Consider the following 22,787-nt stretch of genomic DNA (forward strand, 5'->3'; position numbering starts at 1 on the left):
TGACCTGCACCGTCGCCGATTAGGGGTCGGCTGCTGGGACGGTGGACGATGACGGCTCCGACGCCGGGGGGGTTGCGCTTCCTGTTGCGAGTGCGCAACGCTGCGCGCGTGTCGAGCAACAGGCCGCCCGGCGGCACTGTCGGTGGGCTGCACAACCGGCTGGCCGTCCTGCGCGTCGAACGAGGACTGACCCGACGTGAGGTCGCTGAGGCCGTCGGGGTCAATCCCCAGACAGTCGGCTTCCTCGAGCGGGGCGACTACGGACCCTCAGTCGAGCTGGCCCTGCGGATCGCCGGGTACTTCGACCTGCCGGTCGAGGCCGTGTTCTCCCTGACGCCCTTCGCGCCCATGTCCGCCCAGCTCTACCCGCCCACGACGACAGGAGGGCCAGCATGAGCCGCTCCCGCCCGAGTCCCGCCCGGAGTGCCGGCGAGCTGCGTGCGGCCGCGCAAGATCGCCTGCAGGAGCAGCGCCAACGCCCGTTGCCGGGATGGCTGGCCAGCCAAGGGCGGCGCCGGGCGGTGGCGTTGACCCCGGCGGCCGTTTTCAGCTTGGGCGTGCTCGCCGCAGTCGCTGAGCGGTGGGGCTACCTCTTCCTCGTGGTCGCCGCCGGCCTCAGCCTCGCGGGCGCCATCGTGCTGCCCAAGGTGACCCAGCAGCTCGCCACCGCACCGGACGGACTGCTCGACGAGCGCGAGACCAGCCAGCGAGACGGCGCCTACCGCCGGGCCTTCGCCTGGGTGCTGGTCCTGCTGGGCGCGCTGTGGGTGCTGGCGCTCACCGACGGCCTGGTCGACCGACTCACCGGCACGGCCCTCTTCCAGGACGACGGGACGGTGCACCTGGCACTGGCGACCCTGCTGGCCGCTGCTGCACTGCCGACAGCGGTGCTGACGTGGACCTGGCGCCCACCCCTCGACGACCGCGACGAGTGACGACCGAGCGGGGTGCGCTCAACCGGCTGCAGCCCGGGGGGGCTCGTAGGGTCGCCGGATGCTGGACCGAGGCAACCCCTACGTCTATGCAGCCGTGGCGATCGTGCTGGTCTTCGTGATCGCGGCCGTGGACAGCACCGGCGCGAAGGTCGTGCTGGCGGCGGTCACGGTGGCAGCTGCTACGGGCTCCGTGCTGGTGCTCATGCGACAGCGGCGGGACCCCAAACGGTCCCTCCGGGCAGCACTGACAGCGGCCACCGCCGGCCCCCAGCGGCGACGCGCTGTGTGAGCCTCGCGCGCTCGTCGCGGCGTCACCCAAGCCAGCCGCGCCGCTGTGTCGGGCAGCGACCGCGACTGACACGCTGAGCGGGTGCTCAGCCCTTGGCGCGGACAGCCAGCATGGCTGGGCGCCCTGGCGCTGACCTTCGTCGCGCTGCTGGCCTACGGCGCGCTCGTGCACCTTGTCCAGCTGCTGCTGAGCGGCGGGGACCCCCACCCGCACCTGCCGGGGTGGCTGAGCGCCTACTTCATCTCACTCACCCTCCTGGACCCGTTGGCGGCCGCACTTCTCGCCCGACGTCGACGGGCTGGCGTCGCACTGGCCGTGCTCATCTTCGTGACCGACGCCGCCGCAAACGCTGTCGCCAACTACGCCTACGACGACTCCCTGGGCGTGACGCCCGGACGAATCGGCCAAGCTCTCCTCACTGCCTTGGCCATCACCGCCGTCGCAGCGGCTCCAGTGTTGTGGCGTGCTGCACGCCGCGACACCGCCCAGTAGCAATCCTGAGCGGGACAACGATCCCTTGTGAGACCGGCGATGGTGCTTCTTCGAGCGGGCGGGAGTCCTGGCGGACGGCTGCTGACAGCGGCCTCAGGTCAGGTGCCTGCGCCAGCGGTGGTCCGGGTGGACGACGTCCAGGCTCGAGCGCAGCCAGATGCGGGCGCTGGGGGTCAGCAGCGGCAGGCACGCCTGGAGGTCCTCGTCGTCCTTGGTGCGCGTCGCGTGGGCCTTGTGCAGAAGTTGGACCTGCGGGGCGAGGTAGGTCACGCCGTCGCAGGTCCACAGCGCCTGCTCGAGGGGCAGGGCCACGCCGGGTGCGGGCCGGTAGGTGCGGCCTTGGTCGTCGACGTCGCTGAGCAGCACGTCGTACTCCCACGGGCTGGCGCCGCCGGCGCGCAGCCACAGGTTGGTGCAGGTGGCCGGCACAGTCGGCGCAGACGGCGCGGGTGCTGTCAGGGGACGCAGGGCGCCGTGGTCGGCAGCCCACACGTCGAGGCGCCCGGCGAGGTGGTCGACCAGCAGAGCCACGTCGGTGCGGGGGATGGCCAGATCGAGGTCGGCGTGCAGGCGCGGGCGGGCGGTGAAGGCCTCGATCGCCCACCCGCCGGCGACCCACCACCGCCCCGGGTAACCGGCGAGCAGCTGCTTCGCCTGCTGCGGGGTGCGCCGGCGCCAAGGCCCGTAGAGCCGGACGACCTCGTCGTGCTCGAGCACCACGCGAGCGTAGAGACCGCCCGCCCACCCCGACCTGGCTCGTAGGTACGGCCGGGTCACCGCCGCCGCGCCACCCCCTGGCGATCGTCGTCGGGTCCGTGGCTGCGACACGAAAGTCGAACGACGACACGGCGGTGACACGAAATCCGTACGACGACACCTGGCGGCGGATCCCACAGCTCCCTGACGGGCGCGTGTGATTTAGCGGCGCGTCTGCACAGTCGAAAGGCGAGCGGAATGCCCGTCCCGTGGTGGTCGACGCGCATCTGGAGCTCTCCGGCGGGGCAGGTCAGTGAGCCGTTCTCCGGGGGTCGACCGTGAGAAGGGCTTAGTGTCCGGCGAACGCCTACACGGCTGTACCGCTGGACGACCCCCAACCGGCGACGGTGCAGGTCACAGCGGCCGCGAGACGCGGCCTCGCGGTGACATCGCCAGCAGACCCGTCCGGATGGAAATCCCGCGCAGGCGCGTCATGCGGGACGCCCCCAACGCCGCCGCCAGCGGTGCTGGCCTCTCCCCCGCCGCGACGGACGCCTCGCCTTGAGGGCGGGGTGGGGACCGGCTGAGGATCGCGACAAGATCCTGAGACGCCGGCGGTGACACAGCCGTGAGACGTCGCAGGTCAGCCGACGGCGCCTACGACAGCTTCAGCGAGTTCCTACAGCCGCTGTAGGGACGCGGCCGACCTGTCCATTTCTCAGGTTCGTGTCCACGCCGTGTCCGCGTTCTCAGGTTCGTGGCCACAGCGGCGCAGCAGGCACACGAGACTGCTGTACGGGGTGGGTGCCTCGGGGGCGGGGCCCGTAGCCGTCGCCGCCCGCCGCAGATGTCGCCGCTCGCGGGCGCTGACGGTGGAGCCGCTCGGCCGTCCCGCTGTCGATCCTCATCCGGGAACGCTGCGGGAGTCGTCGCTCGAGGGTGCGGTTAGCCGAAGCCGTGGTGTTCGGTGCGTCGGTAGCCGGCGGCGGCGACGGCGCCGAAGAGGGCGGTGAAGCCCGCGAGGGTGACCCATGGCAGTAGTGGGAAGGACAGCTGGGCGGCTGCTTTGACGACGTCGACGTAGGAGGTCGCGGGGAGGTAGGGCGCGAGCGTGGACATGGCTCCTGGGAGCTCGTCGACGGGGCCGGCCATGCCGCTGGTAAAGGTCAGCGCGGAGAAGAGCACGAGGACGGCGGGGACGGCCGCTCGTGGCCCGCTCCAGTACCCGATCGCCAGGCCGAGGACCACGAGGGGCACGGCCCCGACCAGGGCGGCGGCCACCCATGCCGCGAGGGAGGCCGGGGTAAACGCTGCTGCGGTGGCCAGGAACCCAACCGTGGTGACCACCACGAGGCTGGCGAGCAGGACCAGCGAGGCGGAGACCAGCTTCGCCAGGACGCGGGTGCGCACCGTGACCGCGAGGGTGCGCAGCGTGCGCTCCCAAGGGGTGCCGCGCTCGGTCGCGGTGCCTGCGCCGAAGACCAGCAGGGCCACGCCCAGCGCCCCGAAGCACGCCGCGTTGAGCAGTACGTCGTTCGCGGCGGGCGCGCTGGTGCCCAGGCTGATCCCGTAGGACAAGACGAACAGGAGCGGGAAGATGAGCACGGGTACGACGAACAGCGGCTCCCGCAGGTGTCCGAGCACCTCGACCTTGGAGTGGGCGGCGAGCAGTCTCATGAGGTCTCTCCGGTCAGCTCGACGAAGGTCTCGCGCAGGCTCGGCGTCGTGACCTCGATCTGGCGGCCGCTGATGCCCGTGTCCTGGGCCACCTGCCGGATCCGGTCGACGTCGGGGGTCAGCACGACGATGCGGTCCTGGGTGCGGCTGACCACCCGCCCTGCGGGCACCTCGGGCAGCTCGGGTAGGGGCCCGTCGGGCGGGGGGTGCAGCACCACCCGTCGGGAGAGGCTGGCCTGACGCAGCTGGCGGGCGCTGCCCTGAGCGACGGCGGCGCCGTGGTGGATCACCACGATGCGGTCGGCGAGCTCTTCGGCCTCCTCCATGTCGTGGGTGGTCAGCAGCACGCCCCGGTCGCCGTCGGCGACGAGCCGGACGGTGTCCCACAGGGACTGGCGTCCTTCGACGTCCAGGGCCGCTCCGGGCTCGTCGAGGACGGCGAGCTCGGGGTCGCCGACGACGGCGCAGGCCGTGGCCAGGCGTCGCTTCTGGCCCCCGGAGAGCCGCCCGCAGGCCCTGCGGGCGACGTCGTGGAGGCCGAAGCGCTCCAGCAGCGAGACCACCTCCAAGGGGCGGGGGTAGTGCGCGCTGACCAGCTCGAGGACCTCGGTCGGGTTCAGCCGGGCGGGGAAGTCCGCCTCTTGGGCGACCGCGCCCACACGTCGACGGACGCTGGTCGAGCGGGGCGAGGTGCCCAGCAGGCTGGCGTGGCCCGCGTCGGCCTGCCGCAGCCCGAGGGCGATGTCGATGCAGGTCGTCTTCCCGGCGCCGTTGCGGCCGAGCAGGACCACGACCTCTCCCCCGTGCACCGCCAGGTCCATGCCGTCCAGGACGTTGCGGGACCCGTAGGTCTTGACGACCCCCTCCAGCCGGCACAGCGTCGTCGTTCGCGTCCTCGATCCGATCCGCACCGGTGACACACCTCCCTGCTCGCATCGGCACGCGGAGACTGCTGCGCCCGCGCCTGTGCACTGCCTGCCACTGAAGCGGCCCGGTAGTGGTGCCCGTCAGGCCGGTCGGTCACCGATCGGGCGTGACTTCGGTCAGGTGCGGTTACCGGCTTCCTACGTCGCCGCGGCGTCGGCTCACAGCCACCCGCGGTCCACGGCCATGGCCACGGCCTCGGCGCGGTTGCGGACCCCCAGCACGGTCAGGACCGCGGAGACGTAGTTCTTCACCGTCCCGGGCGCCAGGTGCAGGGCCGCGGCGACCTCGCTGAGGGGCTGGCCGTGCGCGCCGGCGCGCAGCACGTCGAGCTGGCGGTCGGTCAGCGGGCAGGCCCCGCCGCTGAGGGCTTGGGCCGCCAGGCGTTCGTCGACCACGAGCTCCCCGGCCATGACCCGCCGCAGCGCCGGGGCCAGCCCGGCCGCGTGCGCCGACTTCACCAGGAACCCTCGGGCGCCGGCCGACATCGCCCGCCGCAGGAGCCCGGGTCGCTCGAACCCCGTCAGGACCACCACGCGGCAGCCCGGCAGCTCCTCGGCCAGCTGAGCGGTGACCTCGATGCCATCGCGTCCGGGCATGTCATGGTCCAGGACGACCACGTCAGCTCCCAGCGACCGCGCCGCGGCCAGTACCTCGGTCCCGGTCCCCACCTGGCCGACGACGGTGATGTCGTCCTCGAGCTCCAGCAGCGCCACGAGTGCGCCACGGACCATGGCGTGGTCGTCTGCGACCAGCACCCGCATCAGCGCGCTCCCACGGACGGCTCGGCCAGCGCCAGTCGGCACCGCAGCCGGAACCCACCCCCCGGTGCGGGCCCGACCACCACGTCCCCACCCAGGGCCCGCGCCCGTTCCCGCAGGCCGCTCAGTCCCTGCGCGCCCTCGCGCACGCGCGCGCCGGGCCCCACACCGTCGTCATCGACGGTCATCACCACCGCCCCTGCCGGGGTCTCGACCAGGCTGACCGAGCAGGTCGTGGCCTGCCCGTGCCGGACCACGTTGACGACCGCCTCACGCAGCACCCGGCCCAACAGCTCCGACTGCGCCGCCGGCAACGACTCCACCCGGCGGGCCACCTCGTCCGCGACGTCGACCGCCAGACCGCTGGAAGGCAGCAGCGCCCTGACGATCGCCAGCTCGTCCGCGAGGTCCACACGCCGGTACCCGGCCGCGCTGGCGCGGCACTCCTCCAGCACCCGCCCGCTGATCTCCTCCAGCTGCACCAGCTCCGCCTCAGCAGCGGCCGGGTCGCGCTGGAGCTGTCGGCGCGCCGTCGCCGCCTTCAACGACACCAGCGTCAACCCGCCACCGAGCATGTCGTGCAAATCCCGGGCGAAACGCAACCGCTCCTCATCGACCGCCGCGGCCGCCAATGACTGCCGCGCCTGCCGCAGCTCCTCCATCAACCAGGACGAGCGCCTGGCACCGACCACCGAGATCCCCACAGCAGCGGTCACGAAGGCGAGCCCGCCCGCCATCGGCAGCGACTGACCAGTCAGCGCCACCAGGAGACCCGTCAACACGGCGACGGCCAGGACAACCCCACGAGCGACGTCGAAGCGGACGACCAGGACAGCCGCCGCCACCGCCACGAACACGAAGTGCCCCACCCACAGCTCCCCGAAGGCGCCTACGCCCACCGCAGCCATCACGCTAAGGGCGACTACCAAGGCGCTACCGGCCCACCCGGCCGGAGGACGCAGCACCGCGAGCACGTACCCGACGGCGAAGACGGCCACCAGAAGGAACCCCGCGACGACGACCCCGGGCCCACGCCCGCTGGCCGCCAAGCTCTCGAGCGGCACCGTGAACCACCCGAGCCACACCAGCTCGATGACGGCGACCGGCCGCGTCGGCCGATCCAGCACACCAGCCCCCGTCTTCGACCGCCGCGATCCGCCCCGCCACCAGCCGACCACCACTGGAAAGTAGCCGACGCAGGCCGCTGGCCCTCCAGCCCGCGGCAACGTCAACCCCCGCGCCGACTGCCAGACCGCCACCGCTGGACAAGGACCCGGCAAGGCCGACGGGCCGCCCCGGTGTCGATCGGCGACCGGCACGCTCCGCGTGACCATCGCTGACCGGCCGGCGATCGCTAGCCGGTCAGCGTCCCGCTGACGACCCCCTGAGACCGCCACCGCCTGCTGGAGCACCGCGCGGCTCGAGGCGCGGCCCGGGCTCCCGGTCGTGATCTTGTCTCACTGAGGATCCTCAACTGGAATCGTCTCGACCTGTCGTCTCGGCGGATGGCGCTGCAGTCGTGGTCATCGGGGATGGGTGGCGAAGGCCCGGACGGTGCCGAGCCAGGTGAGGGCTCCCAGGAGAGCGGGCAGAGCCCAGGCGTAGCCGAGGTCTGCGCCGCCACGCAGAGGTGCCCAGACGAGGGCGGCGCCGGCGGCGACGACGGTGATGGCGGCGGCCATGGCGACGGGCAGGGCGGCGGTGGTGCCGGCGGCGAGCAGGACGCGGGTGCGTCGTGGTGCGCCGAGCTCGGTGGCCAAGGCGCGGCGGGTGTCCTCGGCGGTGGAGGCGGTGACCAGGCCGGCGAGCAGGACGAGGGTGACGACGACGAGGGAGCCGATCAGGGCGGTCAGGGTGATGACCAGGCCAGCGCCGAGGTCGTTAAAGCCGAGCTCGGTCGTGACCTGCGCGGCCGGAACCAGGGCGGTCAGGGTGGGCCCGATCTGGGCCTGCGCCTGGGAGGTCATCTGCGTGATGCCGGGCAGCACGAGGATCTGGCGGCCGGTGGTCGCTGCGAGGGAGGCGCTGGGTGAGCTTGGGGCCAGGACCGCGCCGGGCAGGTTGTTGCCGAGGTCGGGGTCGGGGGCGGCGTCCACGGTGCGCACGGACGCGAGGTCCTGGTCGGCGGTGAGCTCGACGAGGGCGACTTGGCCGTCGGCGATGAGGTACGGGGCGGCGGTGACCTCCGCGTCGCCGAACTCGACGGTGTTCTCGTCGGGGGCGGGGACTGCGTCCTGGGGGTAGACCCTGGTCTCGGGGAGGGACGTGCTGTTCAGGCAGCTGCGGACGGCGCCGTCGCGCAGGTTCTGCCCGGTCAGCGGGGACAGGCAGGTCCCGTCGGCGGGGGTGGTCACCCACAGCTGGGTACCGCTGTCGTCGGGGCTGGGCAGGGTCCGGGGTGTGCCGGTGCCGCCGAGGGCACGCCACTGCGCCGTGGCGATCTCGGCGGCCTGGGGGGTGACGTCGTCGACGAGCACGCTGCCGATGGGCTGGGAGGGGTAGTAGCTGGCCCGGGCGGAGACGAGCTCGTCGTGGAAAATGGCGGCGACGAAGCCCGCGGAGGCGGCAGTGAGAGCGGCCGCGGCGCCGAGCACGACGACGGCGCGCCCGTAGTGGGTCATCACCGCCCGGGTGGCCGGGGCGCGGTGGGCCAGTCGCCACAGAGCCGGGACGACGATCGGCGGAAGAGCTAGGACGAGCAGGCCGGTGCCGACGGCGACCTCCCCGAAGAACTGGTTGCTGTTGCGGTGGGCGGCGGCAGCCAGCACGAGCACACCGCCGGCGGCGACCGGGTAGGGCGCCCACCTCCACGTGCGGCCGCGGCGGTGGGTGGACGGCGTCTTGGCGGGTTCGGTGAGCTGACGCACGACCACGCGGGTCGCCAGCAGCGCCCCGACCACCACGGCGGCGTAGAAGATCGACAGCCGTAGCGCGGAGGCCGCGCCGGCGACCCAGGCGTGGTCCACGACCCGGCCCAGGACCCGGTAGCCGGTGAAGATGACGAGGTTGCCGACCAGAGCCCCGCCGGCTACTCCAGCGAGCACGGGCACGCCCAGGGCGCCGCGCAGCACCCGGCGCCGGTCCGGCCCTCCGAGCCCGAGGCCCTGCAGGCCCAGGACGGTGTGCCGCCAGCGGGTGACGGTCCCGGCGGCCAGCGCGGTCCAGATCGTCAGTACGATCGGGATGGCCACCGGCACCGCGGCCTGCAGCGGTACGAGCTGGTCGGCGTCGAGCGCCTCCTGGGCTGTCTCGGCTGCGCCCTGCACGCCGTTGATGACCAGCCCGTCGAAGGTACCTTGGTCCAGCGTCATCAAGCCGTCCGGGCCGTCGAACCACTCGTCGTCGGCCAGCCACCGCGGCGTCCCCGCCCCGGAGGGGAGCACCTGCGCGCCGACGGCCGAGAGCGTCTGCGGCGCCGCGGGAACGGCGTAGACGTCTTCGACCGTGGTCGCCACCGGCTGCGCCCCGGCGGCGCTCACTCGCACCCCGTCACCGACTCCCACGTCCAGCGCCGTGGCCAGCGCCCGGGACATGGCGACTCGTCCGTCATCCGCAGGCGCCACCGTCGGCGGACTGCCGGTGCTGCCCTGGTCCTGCGTGGCCGGGTCCTGGGTGCCCGTGTCCCGTGTGGCCGGGTCCTGGGTGGCCGGATCTGTGCGGACGCCGTAGGCGTCGGCGACCTCCTGGGTGCTGGCGTCGAAGAAGACCGCGTCCAGGCGGCCCTGCTCGGAGGCGTACGTCACCCCCGCGGCCTCCAGCTGAGGCAGCCCCGCGTCGTCGAGCGCCTGCGCGGCCTGCTCAGTGGAGGCCTCGAGGGCGTACGGGTAGCCGGCGTTCAACGACAGCTGGGTCTGCTGCACCGCCGAGGCCGTAGAGGTCCGCAGCCCGTCCAGCACCGTGACCGCCGCCACCGGCACCAGCACCGCCAGAAGCACCCACGCCACCAGCCGCCGCTCTCCGGCGAGCAGCCGGCGCACCAGCCGGCGACGCAACGATCCCCGCACCCGGGCCCGCTCCGATTGCAGGTGCCCCGGCCGGCGGTGCTCAGGCCGCGTCACGGAAGGCCCTCCCCTCACGCAGGTCCAGACGGGCGTCGGCCATCTGCGCGACCAGCGGGTCGTGGGTGGCCATCACCAGCGCCGCGCCACTGGCCCGCACCGCTTCCACGAGCACTCCCAGCGATCGGGCCGCCGTCGCCGGGTCCAGTGCCGCGCTCGGCTCGTCCGCCAGCACCACCCGCGGACGCAACGACAGCGCCCGCGCGATCGCCACCCGCTGCTGCTGCCCCCCGGACAGCTCTCCCGGTCGTCGCCCGGCCAGGTCCCCCAGCTCCACCGCCTCCAGGCACTCCCTCGCGGTGGCGCGGGCGTCGGCACCGCGGGCGCCCTGGACCTCCAGGGCGAAGGACACGTTTTCCGCCGCCGACAGGAACGGCACCAGCCGGTAGTCCTGCGGCACGAACCCGACCCACCCCCGCTCCCGGGCAGCGACCGGGTCGAGGCCGTCGACGTCCACGGTCCCCGACTCCAGCGCCACCTCGCCGACCACCACCCGCAGCACCGTGGTCTTCCCGCTGCCGCTCGGCCCCATTAGCGCGACCGACTCCCCGGCCCCAACCTCGAAGGACACCCCCCGCAACGGCCGACTCCGGGAAGCACCCGACCCGACCGAGGCCACCAGCTGCTCACACCTCAACGTCACGAGCGTTCCTCCCATAGGTCGGTCTCGGTCGGCAGTGCCTCGATGGTCTCCTCGAGCCAGCGCAGGTCGGCGTCCAGGTGCAGGGCGGCGTGCCGCCGCGCCATGCGTGGCGCAACGCCGTCGCCGGCCACTGGCGCCTGCAGGGCCGCCATCTGGCGCAGGTGCGACGCCCGCTGGGCCAGCAGGAGATCCCGGGCGTCCACCCGGGCTCGCAGCGCGACGACGACCTTGCGGACCATCTCCTCGCCGCCGGATCCCGCCGGCGGCGCCGGTTCGGCCAACCAAGCGTCCAGCCGCACGCGCCCGGCATCGGTGACGGCGTAGACCGTCCGCTTGCGCCCGCTCGCGCCCGGCGCTTCGACGACCTCGGCCAGGCCATCACGCACCAGCCGACCGAGCGTCGCGTACACCTGGCCGAACGCCAGGGGCCGCGCCTTGGGGAACCACGCGTCGTGCTCCCTCTTTACCTCGTAGCCGTGCCGGGGTACTGGCAGCACCAGCGCCAGATGCACCTCAGCCATGGACACCCCACCTGTGTACACCGCGTACTTGTACTGAGTGCACTCCGCGGTCGCCAACCGCTGACAGGGGCAGTCATGCCGCTGCGCGCGTAGACGCGTTCGACTACGCATCTGGCCCTGAATTAATGAGGGAGGCGCCCAGGAAGACGGGCGTGAAGCGAGGGCGACCAGGCCAGTCCCAGAAAGCCACCCCCAACCGGCGACGGTGCAGGTCACAAGGGTGGCCAGGCGCGGCCCCGCGGCGACGTCGCCAGCAGACCTGTCCGGATGGGAATGCCGCCCAGGTGCCTCATGTGGGACGCCGCCGACGCTGACGACAGCGGTGCTGCCCTCTCCCCCGCTGCGACGGACGCCTCGCCTCGAGCTCGGGGCGGGGGCCGGCCGAGGATGGCGACACGATCGTGAGACGCCGGCGCTGGCACAGCCGTGAGACGTCGCAGGTCAGCCCAAGGCGCCTGCGACAACTTCAGCAAGTTCCTACAGCCGTGGTGTCGGTTCTCACTCAACGTGTCGGAGTCTCATCCGTCTGTGGGGCTCGTGTCGGAGTCTCATCCGTCTGTCGGATCCACCGGCGCTGGCGCGGCCGTGAGGGTCGAGGCGGAGGGCGACGATGAAGCGCGTAGACGGGCGCCGCCTCTGACTACGTGGTCTGGGGTGCCCGGTAGAAGCGCACGCGGTGGCGATGGCCCTGCGGGGTGGTCCAGTCGGCGTCGCGGACGTCGACGAGCTGCCACCCGAGGCGTTCGTAGAGCTGGACGGCGGGAGCGCCGTCGTCGACGACGTCGAGGATCAGCTGCAGCTCCTGCTGGTCGACCCACTCTTGGGCGGCGGCGAGGAGCTGGGTGCCGACGGAGAGGCCTCGGCCGCGGACGGCGGGTGCGCTGAAGAGCCGGGAGATGGTGACCAGCCGTCCGGCAGGCGCCCCGGTCGCGGCGGTCAGGACGGGGTCGTCGAGGCAGCGGACGACGCAGACGTGGCCCAGCGCCTGCTCGTCGTCGTCGACGGCGACCCAGGCGGCGGCCCAGCCGGGTGGGGTGAGCCAGGCGGCAGGGTCTGGCGGCCACCACGTCGGGTAGCCGTCGGTCTCGTGCACCCGGCGCAGCGCTGCGACGCAGCCCGGGAGGTCGCCCCGGTGGCGGGGGCGGATGATCACCGGCTCGCCTGTGCGGTGCGGGTGCCCTGGTCGGCGACCGACGTGGGCGAGTCCAGGACCTGCACGCATCGCAGCAGGTACCCGTCGGGGTCCTGCACGAGGAGCTCGCGCTGGGTCTCGGTGCGCCCTTCGCCGACGTCGTAGCTCGTGGACGTGGGCGCCCGGTACAGCGGCACCTCTGCCGCCGTAAGGGCGTCGTGGACGGCGACGAGGTCGGGGACCTCGACCTGGAGGTTGATCCCGCGGCCGCGGGGGGCCGGTGAGGTCGCCGGTGTGCCAGGCCCGGTCGTGGTCCTGCTCGAGCATCAGCTTGGCGCCGGCGAGGTCGAGGTATGCGAACGGAGGGTCGGGGCGCTCGTAGCGGACGCCGAAGCCGATGACGTCGACGTAGAAGCGCTGGCTGGCTGCCAGGTCGTGCACGAGCAGCTCGGGGACCAACGGGTTCCACTCGGTCTGGCGGACGTCGCCGCCGTCGTCGAGGTCGGCGGCGTGGCTCTCGGGCGGCGCGGGCAGGTCCAGGTGCATGGCCGCGTTCGGGACCACCTGGCCGCGGACGCGGTTGTCGGGCCGGTCGGCGTCCAGGGTGAAGCCGAGGCGCTCGAGCAGCGGCTGCAGCACCCGGCTGGCGCGGACGTCGACCCGCCGGAGCCCGCGGCGGGCGGCCTCAGCGGTGACGGCCGTGACGAGGGCGGTGGCGACGCCGCGGCGGGCGGCGTCGGGGTGGACGAAGAGCATGTCCATCTCGCCGGCGCTGGTGAGGTCGGCGAAGCCGACGACGCGCCCGCCCTCGACCGCGACGACGGTCCACGCCAGGGATCGACGCTGGGCCCAGCGGTCGAGGTCGACGTGATCGGGTGCCCACGCCTGCACCTGGCCCTCGGTGTAGTGGCTCAGTGCGGTGCGGCGGACGGCTGCGGTGAAGACCTCACGTGTCGCGGCGGCGTCCGCTGGCTCGTACCCGCGCACCGAGACGGCGCCGGCGGCATCCGCGGCGTCCTCTTCGACGCCGGGGTGTGGGTCATGGGCGTAGTGCCGCACCGCGCGCTGGTAGCGGGGCAGGTGCTCGGCCAGGGCCGTCAGCGCCGTCTCCAGGGCGCGGCGTCCCTGGCCGGCATCAGCCAGGGCGAGGGCCAGGAACGCGGCCCGGGCGCCGCCCAGGTCATCAGGGCCGCTCGGGGGCGGCTCGTGCTCGAGGAGGTCGACGGCCTCGCCGGGCCGGCCGAGCAACCGCAGGGTGCTGGCCAGCTGGATCACCGCCTGAGCGCGGCGGTCTCCGGTCAGCCCAGCGCCGAGGGCCTGGCGGTACAGGCCCTCGGCGTACGCCTCCTGGCCGGCGTAGTCGTGGGCGGACGCCCGCTCGAACAGGGCCGCAGGGTCCCGCGGTGGCCGCTCGGTGGCGAGAGCTTCGACGGCCTGCAACACCTCCGAGTCCGGCTGGGTGGCCGCGGAGGCCCACACCCGTCGAACGCGCGACTCCCAGTCCTCGACATCAGCGGTGGCCATGCGACAGCAGCCTGGCAGGCGAGCCTTGGTCCGCGTCCGGCCGCCATGCGGGACGCCCCCGATGGAGGCCGGCAGTCGGTCTCCTTCCCCGCGGTCATCCGGCGTCCTCAGCTGAGGACTGCGACAAGATGGTGAGACGAGAGCGCCGACACGGCGGTGAGACGTCGCAGGTCAGCCGGGTGCGCCTACGACAGCTTCAGCGAGTTCCTACAGGCGCCGCGTGGTGTAGGTCCGTCCCGTAGCCGGGGTGGTGTCGGTCCCGGTCGTTGAGGGGCCATCGCGTGAGGCTCTGCGAGTACCCGCCAAGGAACCCGCAGAAGAAGGACTCACGCGATGACCCTGAACCAGTCTGCCCTGTTCGAGCTGACCGAGGCCCTGAAGGCCGCCGACGCCGGCGACATGGTCCGCACGGTGCTCGCGGCGATGCTGCAGGCCCTGATCGAGGCCGAGGCGACCTCGGTGATCGGCGCGGCCCGCCACGAGCGCACCCCGGGCCGCACCCCCCAGCGCAACGGCTCGCGCGACAAGACGTTGTCCACGACTGCCGGAGACGTCACGGTCAAGATCCCCAAGACCCGTACCGGGTCGAACTTCGGCTCGCTGCTCGCGCCGCGGCGGCGGATCGACGTCGCGCCGCACGCGGTGGTGATGGAGGCCTCCCCGGCTGGCGACGGACACACCGACCTCGACCAGCTCCTGACCGCCGCGAAGACGGCACAGTTCAACCCGCAGAGCAGCACGCGCACCTACACCACCCAGCGGGGCTCGGTCCACCGCCCGGACCGCAGTCGCGCCCGATGAGCCTCCCTACGGCGTCTTCTACGAGCAGGAGGACGCGCGGCATTGGGACCAGCTGGCCGCGAACGCTCGCGCCCGGGGCGTGACGATCGACGCGCACGACCTCGCGGCGCTGCCGCACGACGTCGACATCAGCCCAGAGATTCGAGCGCGCGTGACTCGCGCTGGGGGGTGAGATGGTTCGGTGGGGGTGACCAACAGGCGATCGCTGGCCGGTCAGCGTCCCGCTGGCGATCGCCGTACGGCCCTGCGCGGAAGGCTCAGCGCGTCTGGGCGGCCACCTTCGTCGGCGGTCCGAAGCGGTTGGGCTCACGAGAATCGCGCGTGTAGAAGAAGAGCCACAGCACCACGGTGCCGAAGGGCACCAGGTTCAGCAGCCACCACCACCCGGTCCGGTCGGTGTCGTGCAGTCGTCGGACCTCGACCGCGATGGTCGGCAGGAGGAGCGCGAGGGTGACCACACCGGTGATGTAGAACGCCTCGTCCGCGGTGGCCGCGGTGAAGTTCACCTCCGGACGCAGGTCCCAGGAGGTGTCGAAGACCATCGCGTCCGCGGCCGCAGCCAGCACGAGCACGACTCCGCGGAAGAGCCAGAACCACCAGTACTCCGACCGGCGGGCCCTCCCGGAGAATGCGGCGTAGTGGCGGAAGACGCTGCTGACAGCCTGGATCGGTGACACGGGTTTCCTCTCGCTCGTCTACCTACTCGTGTCCGCACGAGGAGTTCTGCTGCACTGCGGGCCGACAGGCGACCAGACGCCCACGTGCGGTCGCGGCCTGTCGGCGCCGGTGGCGCCGGGGTCAGTGGGGGTGGCTGGTATCGCGGTGGGCGGCGCGCACGAGGTGGCGGGCCTGGACGAAAGTCAGTGCAGTGCCCAGCGCGAGCCCGACCAGGACACGGACGACCAGGTCGATGCGTCCGCTGACCGGGACCGCGAGAGCAGTCCCGAGGCTGGCGAGGGCGATGAGCAGGGCCGGCAGGGGCAGCGCCGCGGCGAGGAGCTTCTGCCCGACGGTCCACCGTGTCGAGAAGAACGTCATGACGATGCCGACGACCCACCCGAGGCCGGGGACGACGAGCCACTGGAAGGCGAGCACCGAGACGGTCGCGATCTCCAGGCCGACGGAGGGCGGCGTGTGCGGTGCAAGCTCCGCGCCGGCGGCGGCGGCGACCTGCTCGGGGGTGCCGAGGTCCTCGACGAGGTTCAGCACGAGCGCCTCGTCGTCGGGGAGCCCGTCGGCGCGGGCGTCGGCGCGGGCGGCGGCGAGGTGGTCGGTGATCTGCTGGACCAGCTCGGAACGCTCGGCAGGCGGCAGGGTGCTCGTCGCCGCGGCGAGTCGGTCGAGGTAGTTCTGGACGGCGTCGTCGGCGGCGGTGCGGCGGGCGGTGCTGCTGGAGGGCATGGCGTTCTCCTCGGGGTGAGGCCGGGGGCGTGGGCGAGGACTCATGGCCCCTTGCGGGGGGTTGCATCCACGACGGGCCCAGCGGTCGCGGCTCGGTCTGGATCTGCTGGAGGCGCTGCCAGCAAGGCGTCGATGGCGGTGGTGAAGTCGCGCCAGCCGACGACGAAGGTCTCCAGCGCCCCTCGGCCCTGGTCGGTGAGGGCGAAGTACTTGCGGGGCGGTCCGCTGGCGGACTCGTGCCAGGTGGTGGTGACCTTCCCGTCGCGGCGAAGGCGGGTCAGCATCGGGTACAAGGTCCCCTCGCTGACGCTCTGGCCGCTCACGCGGGCCAGCTCGCGCACGAGGTCGAGGGTGTACATCTCGCGGGTCCGCAGCAACGCCAGGACACAGTGCTCCAGGACTCCTCGCCGCAGCTGCGCCGTCACCTTCGTGGCGTCGCCGGGTTCCATGCACGACATAGAACCCCCGTCGTCCGTTCTCGTCAACTTGTCGGGCACCAAGGGCGCCCACCCGAACGTGACACCGAAAGATCACTCCTCTCGCCTTCAGGACCGACCCTCCACGTCGGCGCGCAGATCGCCCTCACGCTCCGAGGACGGGTCGCCACGGGCGAGAGCACGCCACCATCACTCGCTCTGGCCCGGGGCCCCGGGACGCCGCGGCCCTGGTGGTCGACAGAGCTCAGGCGCCATTCCCGGGTCGTCACCACCGTCGCGCCGCTGCGCGCAGCTCGTCGGCGGCCATGCGAAGGTGGACGCCGAGTCCGCGCTGCTCGGGGTCTGCGAGCCAGGCACCCAGGGCGAGCTGGTACGCGGCGATGGCGGACGCCGCCGTCAGGACCGCAGTGCTTCGTGGTGGAAGGCCGTCGCCCTGGACCCGGGCCTGCGCCAGGACTACCTCGACAGCCTGGCCCTGGCACGAGACCTCGACTTCGACGTCCTGGTGCCGTGGGGCGCGACCGACGACGGCCCCGCCTTCGCCATGACGGACCGCCGCGACACCCGAGACCGCATCGACGCCATCATCGCCCGGATCAGCGCGGGCGGAGTCCGGTGAGCCCGCTCGTCGAGCCCGGGCGGCACCTCCTCGCTTCGGCCTCAGACCGGCGCCGTGCCGGCAGTCGGCGCTGCACGTGCGCACGCCGGACGAGGCCGTGACAGCAGGGCACCGGCGATCGAGTTGCGCCCTACCGGCAGCAGGGCACATCGCGGCCGTGCGCCCCGGGACGTCCTCGCGGCAGACCACGGGGCAAGCCGGGGCGTCACGCACCTCGAAGGCCGCGGGCGTCGTGGGGTGGTTCCCCACACGCTCGGCGGACCGATCGGTCACCGGGTCGCTCTGCGCGCCGCTCGACCACTGGGCCCAGACTCGTGCTCACGCGCATCCGGGTCCGCGGCGGCTGTCAGCGGTCTCCCTACCCCCGTCCGACGGCGTCCGGGGACGTCGACTGCACTGCTCGGGCCCCGGACCGGTCCGGCCCGTGACCGCAGGACCCGCTCACCCGTCCTCGACAGATCGGCTGCCCCTGTGACCACGGAAGACCCGCCCACCCACGAGCACGTCACCTCACGCGACGGCACCCGCATCGGATACCTGCGCCAAGGCGAAGGACCCGGACTGGTCCTGGTGCAGGGCGCCATGGGCACCGCCGAGCACTACAGCCAGCTCGCCACCGCCCTGGCGCCGCACTTCACCGTGCTCAGCGTCGACCGCCGAGGACGCGCCAGCAGCCCACGACCCTGGGACAGCAGCCACCACATCGCCCGCGACGTCGAGGACCTCGACGCCGTCCTGGCCGGCACCGGCGCCATCCGCGTCTTCGGGCTCAGCTCCGGGGCGGTCATCACCCTGGAAGCCGCCCGCACGCTCCCCCGGATCAGCCAGGTCGCGGTGTACGAGCCGCCGTTCTACCCCGAGGGCATCAACAGGGACCTCATCGCCCAGGTCCACGACGAGATCGCCCGCGGCGACCTGCCCTCCGCGCTGATCACCTCGCTGCTCGCCGCCGGGACAGCCCCGGCCCCCGTCCGGGTGCTCCCCCGGCCGCTGCTGCGGGTCCTGGCCGCCGTCGTCCTCACCGCCGACGCCCACGCGCCCGGACCGGCGCACATGACACTGCGCCGGCTCCTGCCCGGTAACCGCTACGACTTCACCGCGGTCGCCGACATGGACGGGAAGATGGCCACCCTCGCCGCCGTGGCGCAGCCGGTACTCCTCCTCAGCGGGACCAAGAGCCCCGCCTTCCTGCGCCGAGCCGTCCGGACACTGCTCGACGTCCTGCCCCGCGCCGAGCACGTCGAGCTGGAGGGCCTGTCCCACTCCGGTCCCTGGAACACCGGCCGCGGTAGCCGCCCCGAATTCGTCGCCTCCACGCTGCGGAACTTCTTCGCCTGAGGGCCTACCGGCGCACCCGCAGCCAATCGACGACGTCCGCGGTGAAGGCACCGAAGGACCCGCTGTCGGTCGCCGGCCGAAAAGCGTCCCGCTGTCGATCGACTACCGGCAGTCTTCCGGACAAGACCCCCGCCAAGGCCGGCGCAGGACCAGCGACACGACGGCGACCAGAACCAACGCCCCGACCACGGCCAAGAGGTAGGAGAGCAGACCTCCTCCGGGAAGCAGCTGGTCCAGGACGCCATGGAGGACCACGGCCCCTACCCCGCCGACTGCCCCGCCGATGACTCCGCTTCCCGTGGGTCTGTCCCACCACCCCCCCGCGGTCGAAGGCTGAGCCTGCTGGTCATGTCTCACCGCCATCTCGACCATCGTAAGCACCGACGCGGCGTCGTCGGGAGCGCCGTCGAGCGGTCGCCGTCATCGGGCTGGATGACCCGCACCGGACACGGTCCTCATCTGGTGACGCCTCGCTGACAGGTCGTCAGCCGCAGTCCTCCGGCCATCATGACGAGGTGGAAGAGCTGCGTGACGTCGTCCGGGGTGACGAGCTGTGGGACGGCGACGGCCGTCGCTGGGAACGGGGACGGCCGCGGTGGCTCGACGCCCGCGCGGTGTCGCGGCGGGTGCGCCGCGGGGATGCCGTCGCGTGCCACGGTCCTGACGGTGATGCCGTCACGTGGTGGAGTCCGGACGAGGCGGCCGCCTGCTGGTCGGCGGTGTCCGGTGCCTTCGAGGTGCCTGGCGTGAGCGCGGCGACCGCGGCCGACGCCGCGGGCCGTACGTACGGCGCCAGCCTCTGGCGATCAGGGGACCAGCGCCGGCTCGACGTGCAGGTGTTCTGCTGAAGCGGCCCCCCATACTGGGCGACCGCAGAGGATGCTCAACTGGCCCGCCCGAGGAGGGATGCGCGGTCCACGGTCGCCCGTGGCCGGGACCGGGCACGACTAGTTCTCGTCGTGCACATCCATCGCCACCTCGAAGCTGTCCCCAACAACGCGTCGTCCGTCGAAGACGGGGGCTTCGTCCAGCGTGGCGGTGACACGCGGGTCTCTGGTGGCTGCCGCGGTGCCACGGTCTCGGCTCTCGCGTGATGGCCACTCCATCACCGTGACCACGACCGACTCCGACGGCGCAGTGCCGGCGATGTCGGCGATGGCCTGCAGGGCGCCGGGGTCGTACGACGTCTCGTCGGCGTGGAAGTCCTTCGGATCGGCAGCGGTGCCCGCCTGCCAGTAGTCGATGACGCGGGTGGCCCCGTGGTCGCGGTAGACCTCAGCCATCCGCCTCGAGAACGCTAGGTAGTCCTCCTTCCGGGACTCGGCGACCGGCACGACGGTGATGTCGGCAAAGGTCATCTCAGGCTCCTGTCGTCGCACGCTTTGACTCACCCCGGTCGGTCACGAGTGCTGTCCCTCTACTGGGCGCCCGTCCTAGCGTGGATGACCGCCGATGTCGCCGGAACTCACCACGGCATCCGGCGCCTGTCCCAGCTGCCGACCGCCTGCCGGCGAAGCTGCGACCCGGCGACGCCAGCGCGACGGTCCGTGCCAGAGGAGGTGGCTCATCGAGGACGCCTCGGCGTCAGCGACCAGACGTCGAAGCGGTGCGGGACGGTGTCAGTGCCCTCGCGGTACGGCGCGAAGCCCATGGCCGAGTAGTAGGCCAGGGCAGGCGCGTTGTCGACGCCAATGCTGGCGTCGATGTGCCTCAACCCGGCGGCCTCCGCCGCTGCCAGAGACGCGGCGAACAGGCGGCGCCCCAGTCCGCTACGACCCACGTCGGGGCGGATGTGCGTGCCGATGATCCCCCAGCCCTCCGGTACGTCATAGGGGTTCCCGGGCCACGCCCGCTTGAGCGACTGGAAGCCGACGACCCGCCCCTCCTGCTCGACGACGGTGCACGCGACCCTGAAGTCCGGGTCGAGGTAGCGCTCATGGATCAGCGCGACGTCGACTGGACTCGCCCGCAGGCCCGCGCGGTAGATCGCGTTCTGCACCTCTGCCATGTTCTCCGCATCAGCAGCTCGTGCGGGTCGTGTCTCGGTCACGTGTCCATCGTGCTGCACGACCCCTCGGAGTCCGGGGCCGCCTGCCAGCTCGTCCGTAACGCCCGGGAATGGCGCATCTCCAGCCCCTCCCCCCGCCATCCCGCAACGGATCGTCTGCTGGGGCAGCTCGGGTGCGTTCTTCCGCCCTTCCTGACCCGGAGCGGGATGCTGGGGAGGTGCCTACTGACTCTGACGGCGACCTCGGTCGATCGGGCCGCTCAGCGAATGACGAGCGCAAGCCCTTCCGCATCGTCATGGACGTTCTGGCGACCCAGGACCAGGTCGACCGCCTGCACGACATCCTGGGCGAGCTGCTCTGCGGCGCCCCGCCAGAGCACGACGGTCCATGCCGCATCGCCTGGGACATCGGCAGCACCGGGGAGCCAAGCACCTCCGACCCCGACGACGTCATCTACGGCTACGACGCCGACTCGGCCGCCTTCACCCGCGAGCACCTCTCCCCCATCGAGGTCTGGGACAAGGACGCCGTCGACCGCAGCCTGGGGCTGTAGTCAGACGCCCGCTGACCATCGTCATGCGGACGTGACGGGATCGGCAGAGCCGCAGTCTTCGGCGGTGATGGCGCCCTAAGCGTCGTCTCGGGCCGCTGCTCGAGCGATGGACTGGCCGAACCACCGCGCGCGGCTACCGGCAGCCCACCGGGCCAGCGGCCGCAGCAGCCTCCCGTGGAGCGTGCGCAGGGACGTGGCCGTGTCCACGCGCAGCCGGCTGCCCGTCCCTGCCGGCTCCACGGCCAGGTGCAGGACCGCGGTGACGTGCTCGTCGTCGTGCCACATCTCGCGCCACAACACGCTGCGCGGCCCCGTTCGTTCGGTCAGCACCCGCACCGAGCGAGTTCTGCGGCCGCTGTCGAAGACCAGACGCAGGACCCCGTCGTCGTCGCTCAGGCTCGTGACCGCGGAGTCCCACTCCGGGCGGCGCCGCACATCACCGACGAGCGCCCACACCGCATCCGCGGTCACCGGCGCCTCGTGCGTCGTCGAGGCCGACGTCCGCCAGCGCGCCGGTTCCAAGGCAGCCAGCGCGGCCGCCACCTCCATTGGCAGCTCCGGGGCTCTTGCAGTCGTCGTGCTCGCCAGCCGAGCGCGCAGATCGTCGATGTCGACGCCGGCCTCGGCCAGCACCCGCTCGACGCGGCGGCCCTCGTCGTCCAGCAGCGCGCGCAGCAGCGCCCGGTCGTCCTCGCCTTGGTCGGCCGAGCGCATCACCGCCAGCGCCCTACTACCCCACGGCACGTCGACCGCCCGAGCCGCCGAGGCCGCCGGCACGGCGGGGGGCGCCGTGAACTGCACCCCGAGGGCCTGAACGTCGCTCTCCTGCAGCCGCTGGACGGCCTTGCGCAGCGACGGTAGATCGGCGCCCGCCGCCACGAGGCAGGACGCGCTCGGCCCGCCGGTGACCAGAAGCCCCACGAGCAGGTGGTCGACGTCCAGCTCAGGGTGTCCGAGCTCGGCGACCTCTTCCATCGCCGCCGTGGTGATGTATCGCGACTGGCGCAGCAACGAGCGTCGCCCAGGTCGCCACGCACCGTCTCGGCCCTGGTCCTGCTCAGTCATGAGAGCTCCCCCTGCTCGGCAGTGATGTCCCGCAACCGCTTGGCGTACTTCTTGTGGACTGCCTGACGGGTGACCCCGAGATCGGCGGCGATCTCCGACCACGACGCCCCCGACTTCAGAGCCGTCTCTACCTGGCGCAGCTCGAGCGTCTCCAGCAGCCGCCTCAGGGCCGCCACGGCTCGCAGTCCTCTGGAGTGGTCGGCAGTGTCGGCCGCTTCGCCGGCGAGCTGGGCTGCATCCACGCCGTCAACTTAGGTTGCTGCTACCGGGGCGTCAACCCCAGTTGCTAGCCATGCCGAGCCTGCCTCGAGTCTGGTCGCACTCGACGCGACCCGTCCGTCCCACTTGCCGACCCCCAACCGGCGACGGTGCAGGTCACAGGGGCCGCAGGGCGCGACCTCGCGGCGACGTCGCCAGTTGACCCGTCCGGATGGGATCCCGCGCAGGCGCCTCATGCGGGACGCCGTCGACGCTGCCGACAGCAGTGCTGCCCTCTACCCCGCCGCAACGGACGCCTCCCCTCGAGGTTGATGCGGGGCCCGGCTGAGGATCGCGACACGATCGTGAGACGCCGGCGCTGACATGGCCGTGAGACGTCGCAGGTCAGCCGGCGGCGGCGCCTACGACAACTTCAGCAAGTTCCTACAACTGCTGCTGCAACCGAGTGGCGCCCTGCCCCGGGTGTCAGCTGTGGGCCGCCACCGCGGCTGTTGGATCCAGGACTACGTGTCAGTGCCCAGATCTCGCGTCACCTGCGTGTCACTGTCCACATTGCCTGTCACAGCCGGGGCGCTCCTGGAGGCCGTCGACGTCGTCGGCGAGGCGGCTCGAGGCAGGGAGCGCCGCGGCATGGGTGCCTGTTCCTGGGGAACGGCTGGCCGGTCTGCACTCCGCTGGTGACCCGGCCGCGGC

Annotated in this window: 23 protein-coding genes and 1 pseudogene; 8 read left to right on the forward strand and 16 right to left on the reverse strand. The window is 72.6% G+C overall.

Annotation, left to right across the window (positions count from 1 at the left end; translation table 11 throughout):
* Positions 1 to 108: 108 nt before the first annotated feature.
* From WDV86_RS01720 to WDV86_RS01735, 4 genes are all read left to right on the forward strand, one after another.
* A complete protein-coding gene (locus WDV86_RS01720) occupies positions 109 to 396 on the forward strand; it encodes a helix-turn-helix transcriptional regulator (RefSeq protein WP_339565856.1) in 288 nt (95 codons plus the stop codon).
* Between the two features lie 161 nt (positions 397 to 557).
* The gene (locus WDV86_RS01725; RefSeq protein WP_339565857.1) at positions 558 to 935 is read left to right on the forward strand and encodes a hypothetical protein; all 378 of its coding nucleotides are present in this window, start codon (positions 558 to 560) and stop codon (positions 933 to 935) included.
* Between the two features lie 58 nt (positions 936 to 993).
* Positions 994 to 1,224, forward strand: coding sequence for a hypothetical protein (locus WDV86_RS01730; protein WP_339565858.1), 231 nt, complete (start codon positions 994 to 996; stop codon positions 1,222 to 1,224).
* An 81-nt stretch (positions 1,225 to 1,305) separates the two neighbouring features.
* Positions 1,306 to 1,716: a hypothetical protein gene (locus tag WDV86_RS01735; protein ID WP_339565859.1), complete on the forward strand. Its 411-nt coding sequence runs from the start codon at positions 1,306 to 1,308 to the stop codon at positions 1,714 to 1,716.
* 93 nt (positions 1,717 to 1,809) lie between these two features.
* Here the strand turns inward: WDV86_RS01735 and WDV86_RS01740 are convergent, their stop codons facing one another.
* The 9 genes from WDV86_RS01740 to WDV86_RS01780 form a co-directional block, all read right to left on the reverse strand.
* Positions 1,810 to 2,433, reverse strand: coding sequence for a nucleotidyltransferase domain-containing protein (locus WDV86_RS01740; RefSeq protein WP_339565860.1), 624 nt, complete (start codon positions 2,431 to 2,433; stop codon positions 1,810 to 1,812).
* 924 nt (positions 2,434 to 3,357) lie between these two features.
* Positions 3,358 to 4,089: an ABC transporter permease gene (locus WDV86_RS01745; RefSeq protein WP_339565861.1), complete on the reverse strand. Its 732-nt coding sequence runs from the start codon at positions 4,087 to 4,089 to the stop codon at positions 3,358 to 3,360.
* Positions 4,086 to 5,000 carry an ABC transporter ATP-binding protein gene (locus WDV86_RS01750; protein WP_339565862.1) on the reverse strand — a complete coding sequence of 305 codons (915 nt, stop codon included), beginning with the start codon at positions 4,998 to 5,000 and terminating at the stop codon, positions 4,086 to 4,088. The genes WDV86_RS01745 and WDV86_RS01750 overlap by 4 nt, the downstream gene beginning before the upstream one ends.
* Before the next feature lie 174 nt (positions 5,001 to 5,174).
* Entirely contained in the window at positions 5,175 to 5,777 is a 603-nt protein-coding gene (locus WDV86_RS01755) for a response regulator transcription factor (RefSeq protein ID WP_339565863.1), read from the reverse strand.
* Positions 5,777 to 6,952 (reverse strand): sensor histidine kinase, encoded by a 1,176-nt coding sequence (locus WDV86_RS01760; RefSeq protein WP_339565864.1) that lies wholly within the window; start codon positions 6,950 to 6,952, stop codon positions 5,777 to 5,779. Before WDV86_RS01760 ends, WDV86_RS01755 begins: the two co-directional genes overlap by 1 nt.
* 345 nt (positions 6,953 to 7,297) lie before the next feature.
* Positions 7,298 to 9,778: a hypothetical protein gene (locus tag WDV86_RS01765; RefSeq protein ID WP_339565865.1), complete on the reverse strand. Its 2,481-nt coding sequence runs from the start codon at positions 9,776 to 9,778 to the stop codon at positions 7,298 to 7,300.
* A 40-nt stretch (positions 9,779 to 9,818) separates the two neighbouring features.
* Positions 9,819 to 10,490: an ABC transporter ATP-binding protein gene (locus WDV86_RS01770; RefSeq protein ID WP_445262882.1), complete on the reverse strand. Its 672-nt coding sequence runs from the start codon at positions 10,488 to 10,490 to the stop codon at positions 9,819 to 9,821.
* Positions 10,472 to 10,996 carry a PadR family transcriptional regulator gene (locus WDV86_RS01775; RefSeq protein ID WP_339565867.1) on the reverse strand — a complete coding sequence of 175 codons (525 nt, stop codon included), beginning with the start codon at positions 10,994 to 10,996 and terminating at the stop codon, positions 10,472 to 10,474. Before WDV86_RS01775 ends, WDV86_RS01770 begins: the two co-directional genes overlap by 19 nt.
* Positions 10,997 to 11,636: 640 nt before the next feature.
* Positions 11,637 to 13,652: a tetratricopeptide repeat protein gene (locus WDV86_RS01780; protein WP_339565868.1), complete on the reverse strand. Its 2,016-nt coding sequence runs from the start codon at positions 13,650 to 13,652 to the stop codon at positions 11,637 to 11,639.
* A gap of 333 nt (positions 13,653 to 13,985) precedes the next feature.
* Here WDV86_RS01780 and WDV86_RS01785 point away from each other — a divergent pair.
* Positions 13,986 to 14,357, forward strand: a pseudogene (locus WDV86_RS01785) (transposase); the annotation flags it as partial.
* A gap of 353 nt (positions 14,358 to 14,710) precedes the next feature.
* On the opposite strand, the gene WDV86_RS01790 reads toward WDV86_RS01785, so the two are convergent.
* From WDV86_RS01790 to WDV86_RS01800, 3 genes are all read right to left on the reverse strand, one after another.
* Positions 14,711 to 15,130 (reverse strand): DUF805 domain-containing protein, encoded by a 420-nt coding sequence (locus tag WDV86_RS01790; RefSeq protein ID WP_339565870.1) that lies wholly within the window; start codon positions 15,128 to 15,130, stop codon positions 14,711 to 14,713.
* A 121-nt stretch (positions 15,131 to 15,251) separates the two neighbouring features.
* On the reverse strand, positions 15,252 to 15,854 hold the full coding sequence (locus tag WDV86_RS01795) for an HAAS signaling domain-containing protein (RefSeq protein WP_339565871.1): 603 nt from the start codon (positions 15,852 to 15,854) through the stop codon (positions 15,252 to 15,254).
* Positions 15,855 to 15,895: 41 nt separating this feature from the next.
* Positions 15,896 to 16,303 carry a PadR family transcriptional regulator gene (locus WDV86_RS01800; protein WP_339565872.1) on the reverse strand — a complete coding sequence of 136 codons (408 nt, stop codon included), beginning with the start codon at positions 16,301 to 16,303 and terminating at the stop codon, positions 15,896 to 15,898.
* A gap of 301 nt (positions 16,304 to 16,604) precedes the next feature.
* Between WDV86_RS01800 and WDV86_RS01805 the strand changes: the two genes are divergently transcribed.
* Complete coding sequence (locus WDV86_RS01805; protein ID WP_339565873.1) at positions 16,605 to 16,910, forward strand: hypothetical protein; 306 nt, start codon at positions 16,605 to 16,607, stop codon at positions 16,908 to 16,910.
* Between the two features lie 471 nt (positions 16,911 to 17,381).
* Complete coding sequence (locus WDV86_RS01810; RefSeq protein WP_339565874.1) at positions 17,382 to 18,248, forward strand: alpha/beta fold hydrolase; 867 nt, start codon at positions 17,382 to 17,384, stop codon at positions 18,246 to 18,248.
* 947 nt (positions 18,249 to 19,195) lie between these two features.
* Here WDV86_RS01810 and WDV86_RS01815 read toward each other — a convergent pair.
* Positions 19,196 to 19,606 (reverse strand): DUF1428 family protein, encoded by a 411-nt coding sequence (locus tag WDV86_RS01815; protein WP_339565875.1) that lies wholly within the window; start codon positions 19,604 to 19,606, stop codon positions 19,196 to 19,198.
* A 206-nt stretch (positions 19,607 to 19,812) separates the two neighbouring features.
* Positions 19,813 to 20,298, reverse strand: coding sequence for a GNAT family N-acetyltransferase (locus WDV86_RS01820; RefSeq protein WP_339565876.1), 486 nt, complete (start codon positions 20,296 to 20,298; stop codon positions 19,813 to 19,815).
* A gap of 254 nt (positions 20,299 to 20,552) precedes the next feature.
* On the opposite strand from WDV86_RS01820, the gene WDV86_RS01825 reads away from it, so the two are divergent.
* A complete protein-coding gene (locus WDV86_RS01825) occupies positions 20,553 to 20,810 on the forward strand; it encodes a hypothetical protein (RefSeq protein ID WP_339565877.1) in 258 nt (85 codons plus the stop codon).
* A gap of 75 nt (positions 20,811 to 20,885) precedes the next feature.
* Here the strand turns inward: WDV86_RS01825 and WDV86_RS01830 are convergent, their stop codons facing one another.
* Positions 20,886 to 21,875, reverse strand: coding sequence for a Clp protease N-terminal domain-containing protein (locus WDV86_RS01830; RefSeq protein WP_339565878.1), 990 nt, complete (start codon positions 21,873 to 21,875; stop codon positions 20,886 to 20,888).
* The gene (locus tag WDV86_RS01835; RefSeq protein ID WP_339565879.1) at positions 21,872 to 22,117 is read right to left on the reverse strand and encodes a hypothetical protein; all 246 of its coding nucleotides are present in this window, start codon (positions 22,115 to 22,117) and stop codon (positions 21,872 to 21,874) included. The genes WDV86_RS01830 and WDV86_RS01835 overlap by 4 nt, the downstream gene beginning before the upstream one ends.
* Positions 22,118 to 22,787: the final 670 nt, after the last annotated feature.

This window comes from Pseudokineococcus sp. 1T1Z-3 (assembly GCF_037482365.1).
Classification (GTDB): Bacteria; Actinomycetota; Actinomycetes; order Actinomycetales; family Quadrisphaeraceae; genus Pseudokineococcus.

Bases quoted from the DNA above. Each gene is read 5' to 3' on its own strand.
- WDV86_RS01730 (WP_339565858.1), top strand. From the start codon at position 994: ATGCTGGACCGAGGCAACCCCTACGTCTATGCAGCCGTGGCGATCGTG.
- WDV86_RS01745 (WP_339565861.1), bottom strand. From the start codon at position 4,089: ATGAGACTGCTCGCCGCCCACTCCAAGGTCGAGGTGCTCGGACACCTG.
- WDV86_RS01755 (WP_339565863.1), bottom strand. From the start codon at position 5,777: ATGCGGGTGCTGGTCGCAGACGACCACGCCATGGTCCGTGGCGCACTC.
- WDV86_RS01770 (WP_445262882.1), bottom strand. From the start codon at position 10,490: ATGGGAGGAACGCTCGTGACGTTGAGGTGTGAGCAGCTGGTGGCCTCG.
- WDV86_RS01775 (WP_339565867.1), bottom strand. From the start codon at position 10,996: ATGGCTGAGGTGCATCTGGCGCTGGTGCTGCCAGTACCCCGGCACGGC.
- WDV86_RS01780 (WP_339565868.1), bottom strand. From the start codon at position 13,652: ATGGCCACCGCTGATGTCGAGGACTGGGAGTCGCGCGTTCGACGGGTG.
- WDV86_RS01795 (WP_339565871.1), bottom strand. From the start codon at position 15,854: ATGCCCTCCAGCAGCACCGCCCGCCGCACCGCCGCCGACGACGCCGTC.
- WDV86_RS01800 (WP_339565872.1), bottom strand. From the start codon at position 16,303: ATGGAACCCGGCGACGCCACGAAGGTGACGGCGCAGCTGCGGCGAGGA.
- WDV86_RS01815 (WP_339565875.1), bottom strand. From the start codon at position 19,606: ATGACCTTTGCCGACATCACCGTCGTGCCGGTCGCCGAGTCCCGGAAG.
- WDV86_RS01825 (WP_339565877.1), top strand. From the start codon at position 20,553: ATGGACGTTCTGGCGACCCAGGACCAGGTCGACCGCCTGCACGACATC.
- WDV86_RS01830 (WP_339565878.1), bottom strand. From the start codon at position 21,875: ATGACTGAGCAGGACCAGGGCCGAGACGGTGCGTGGCGACCTGGGCGA.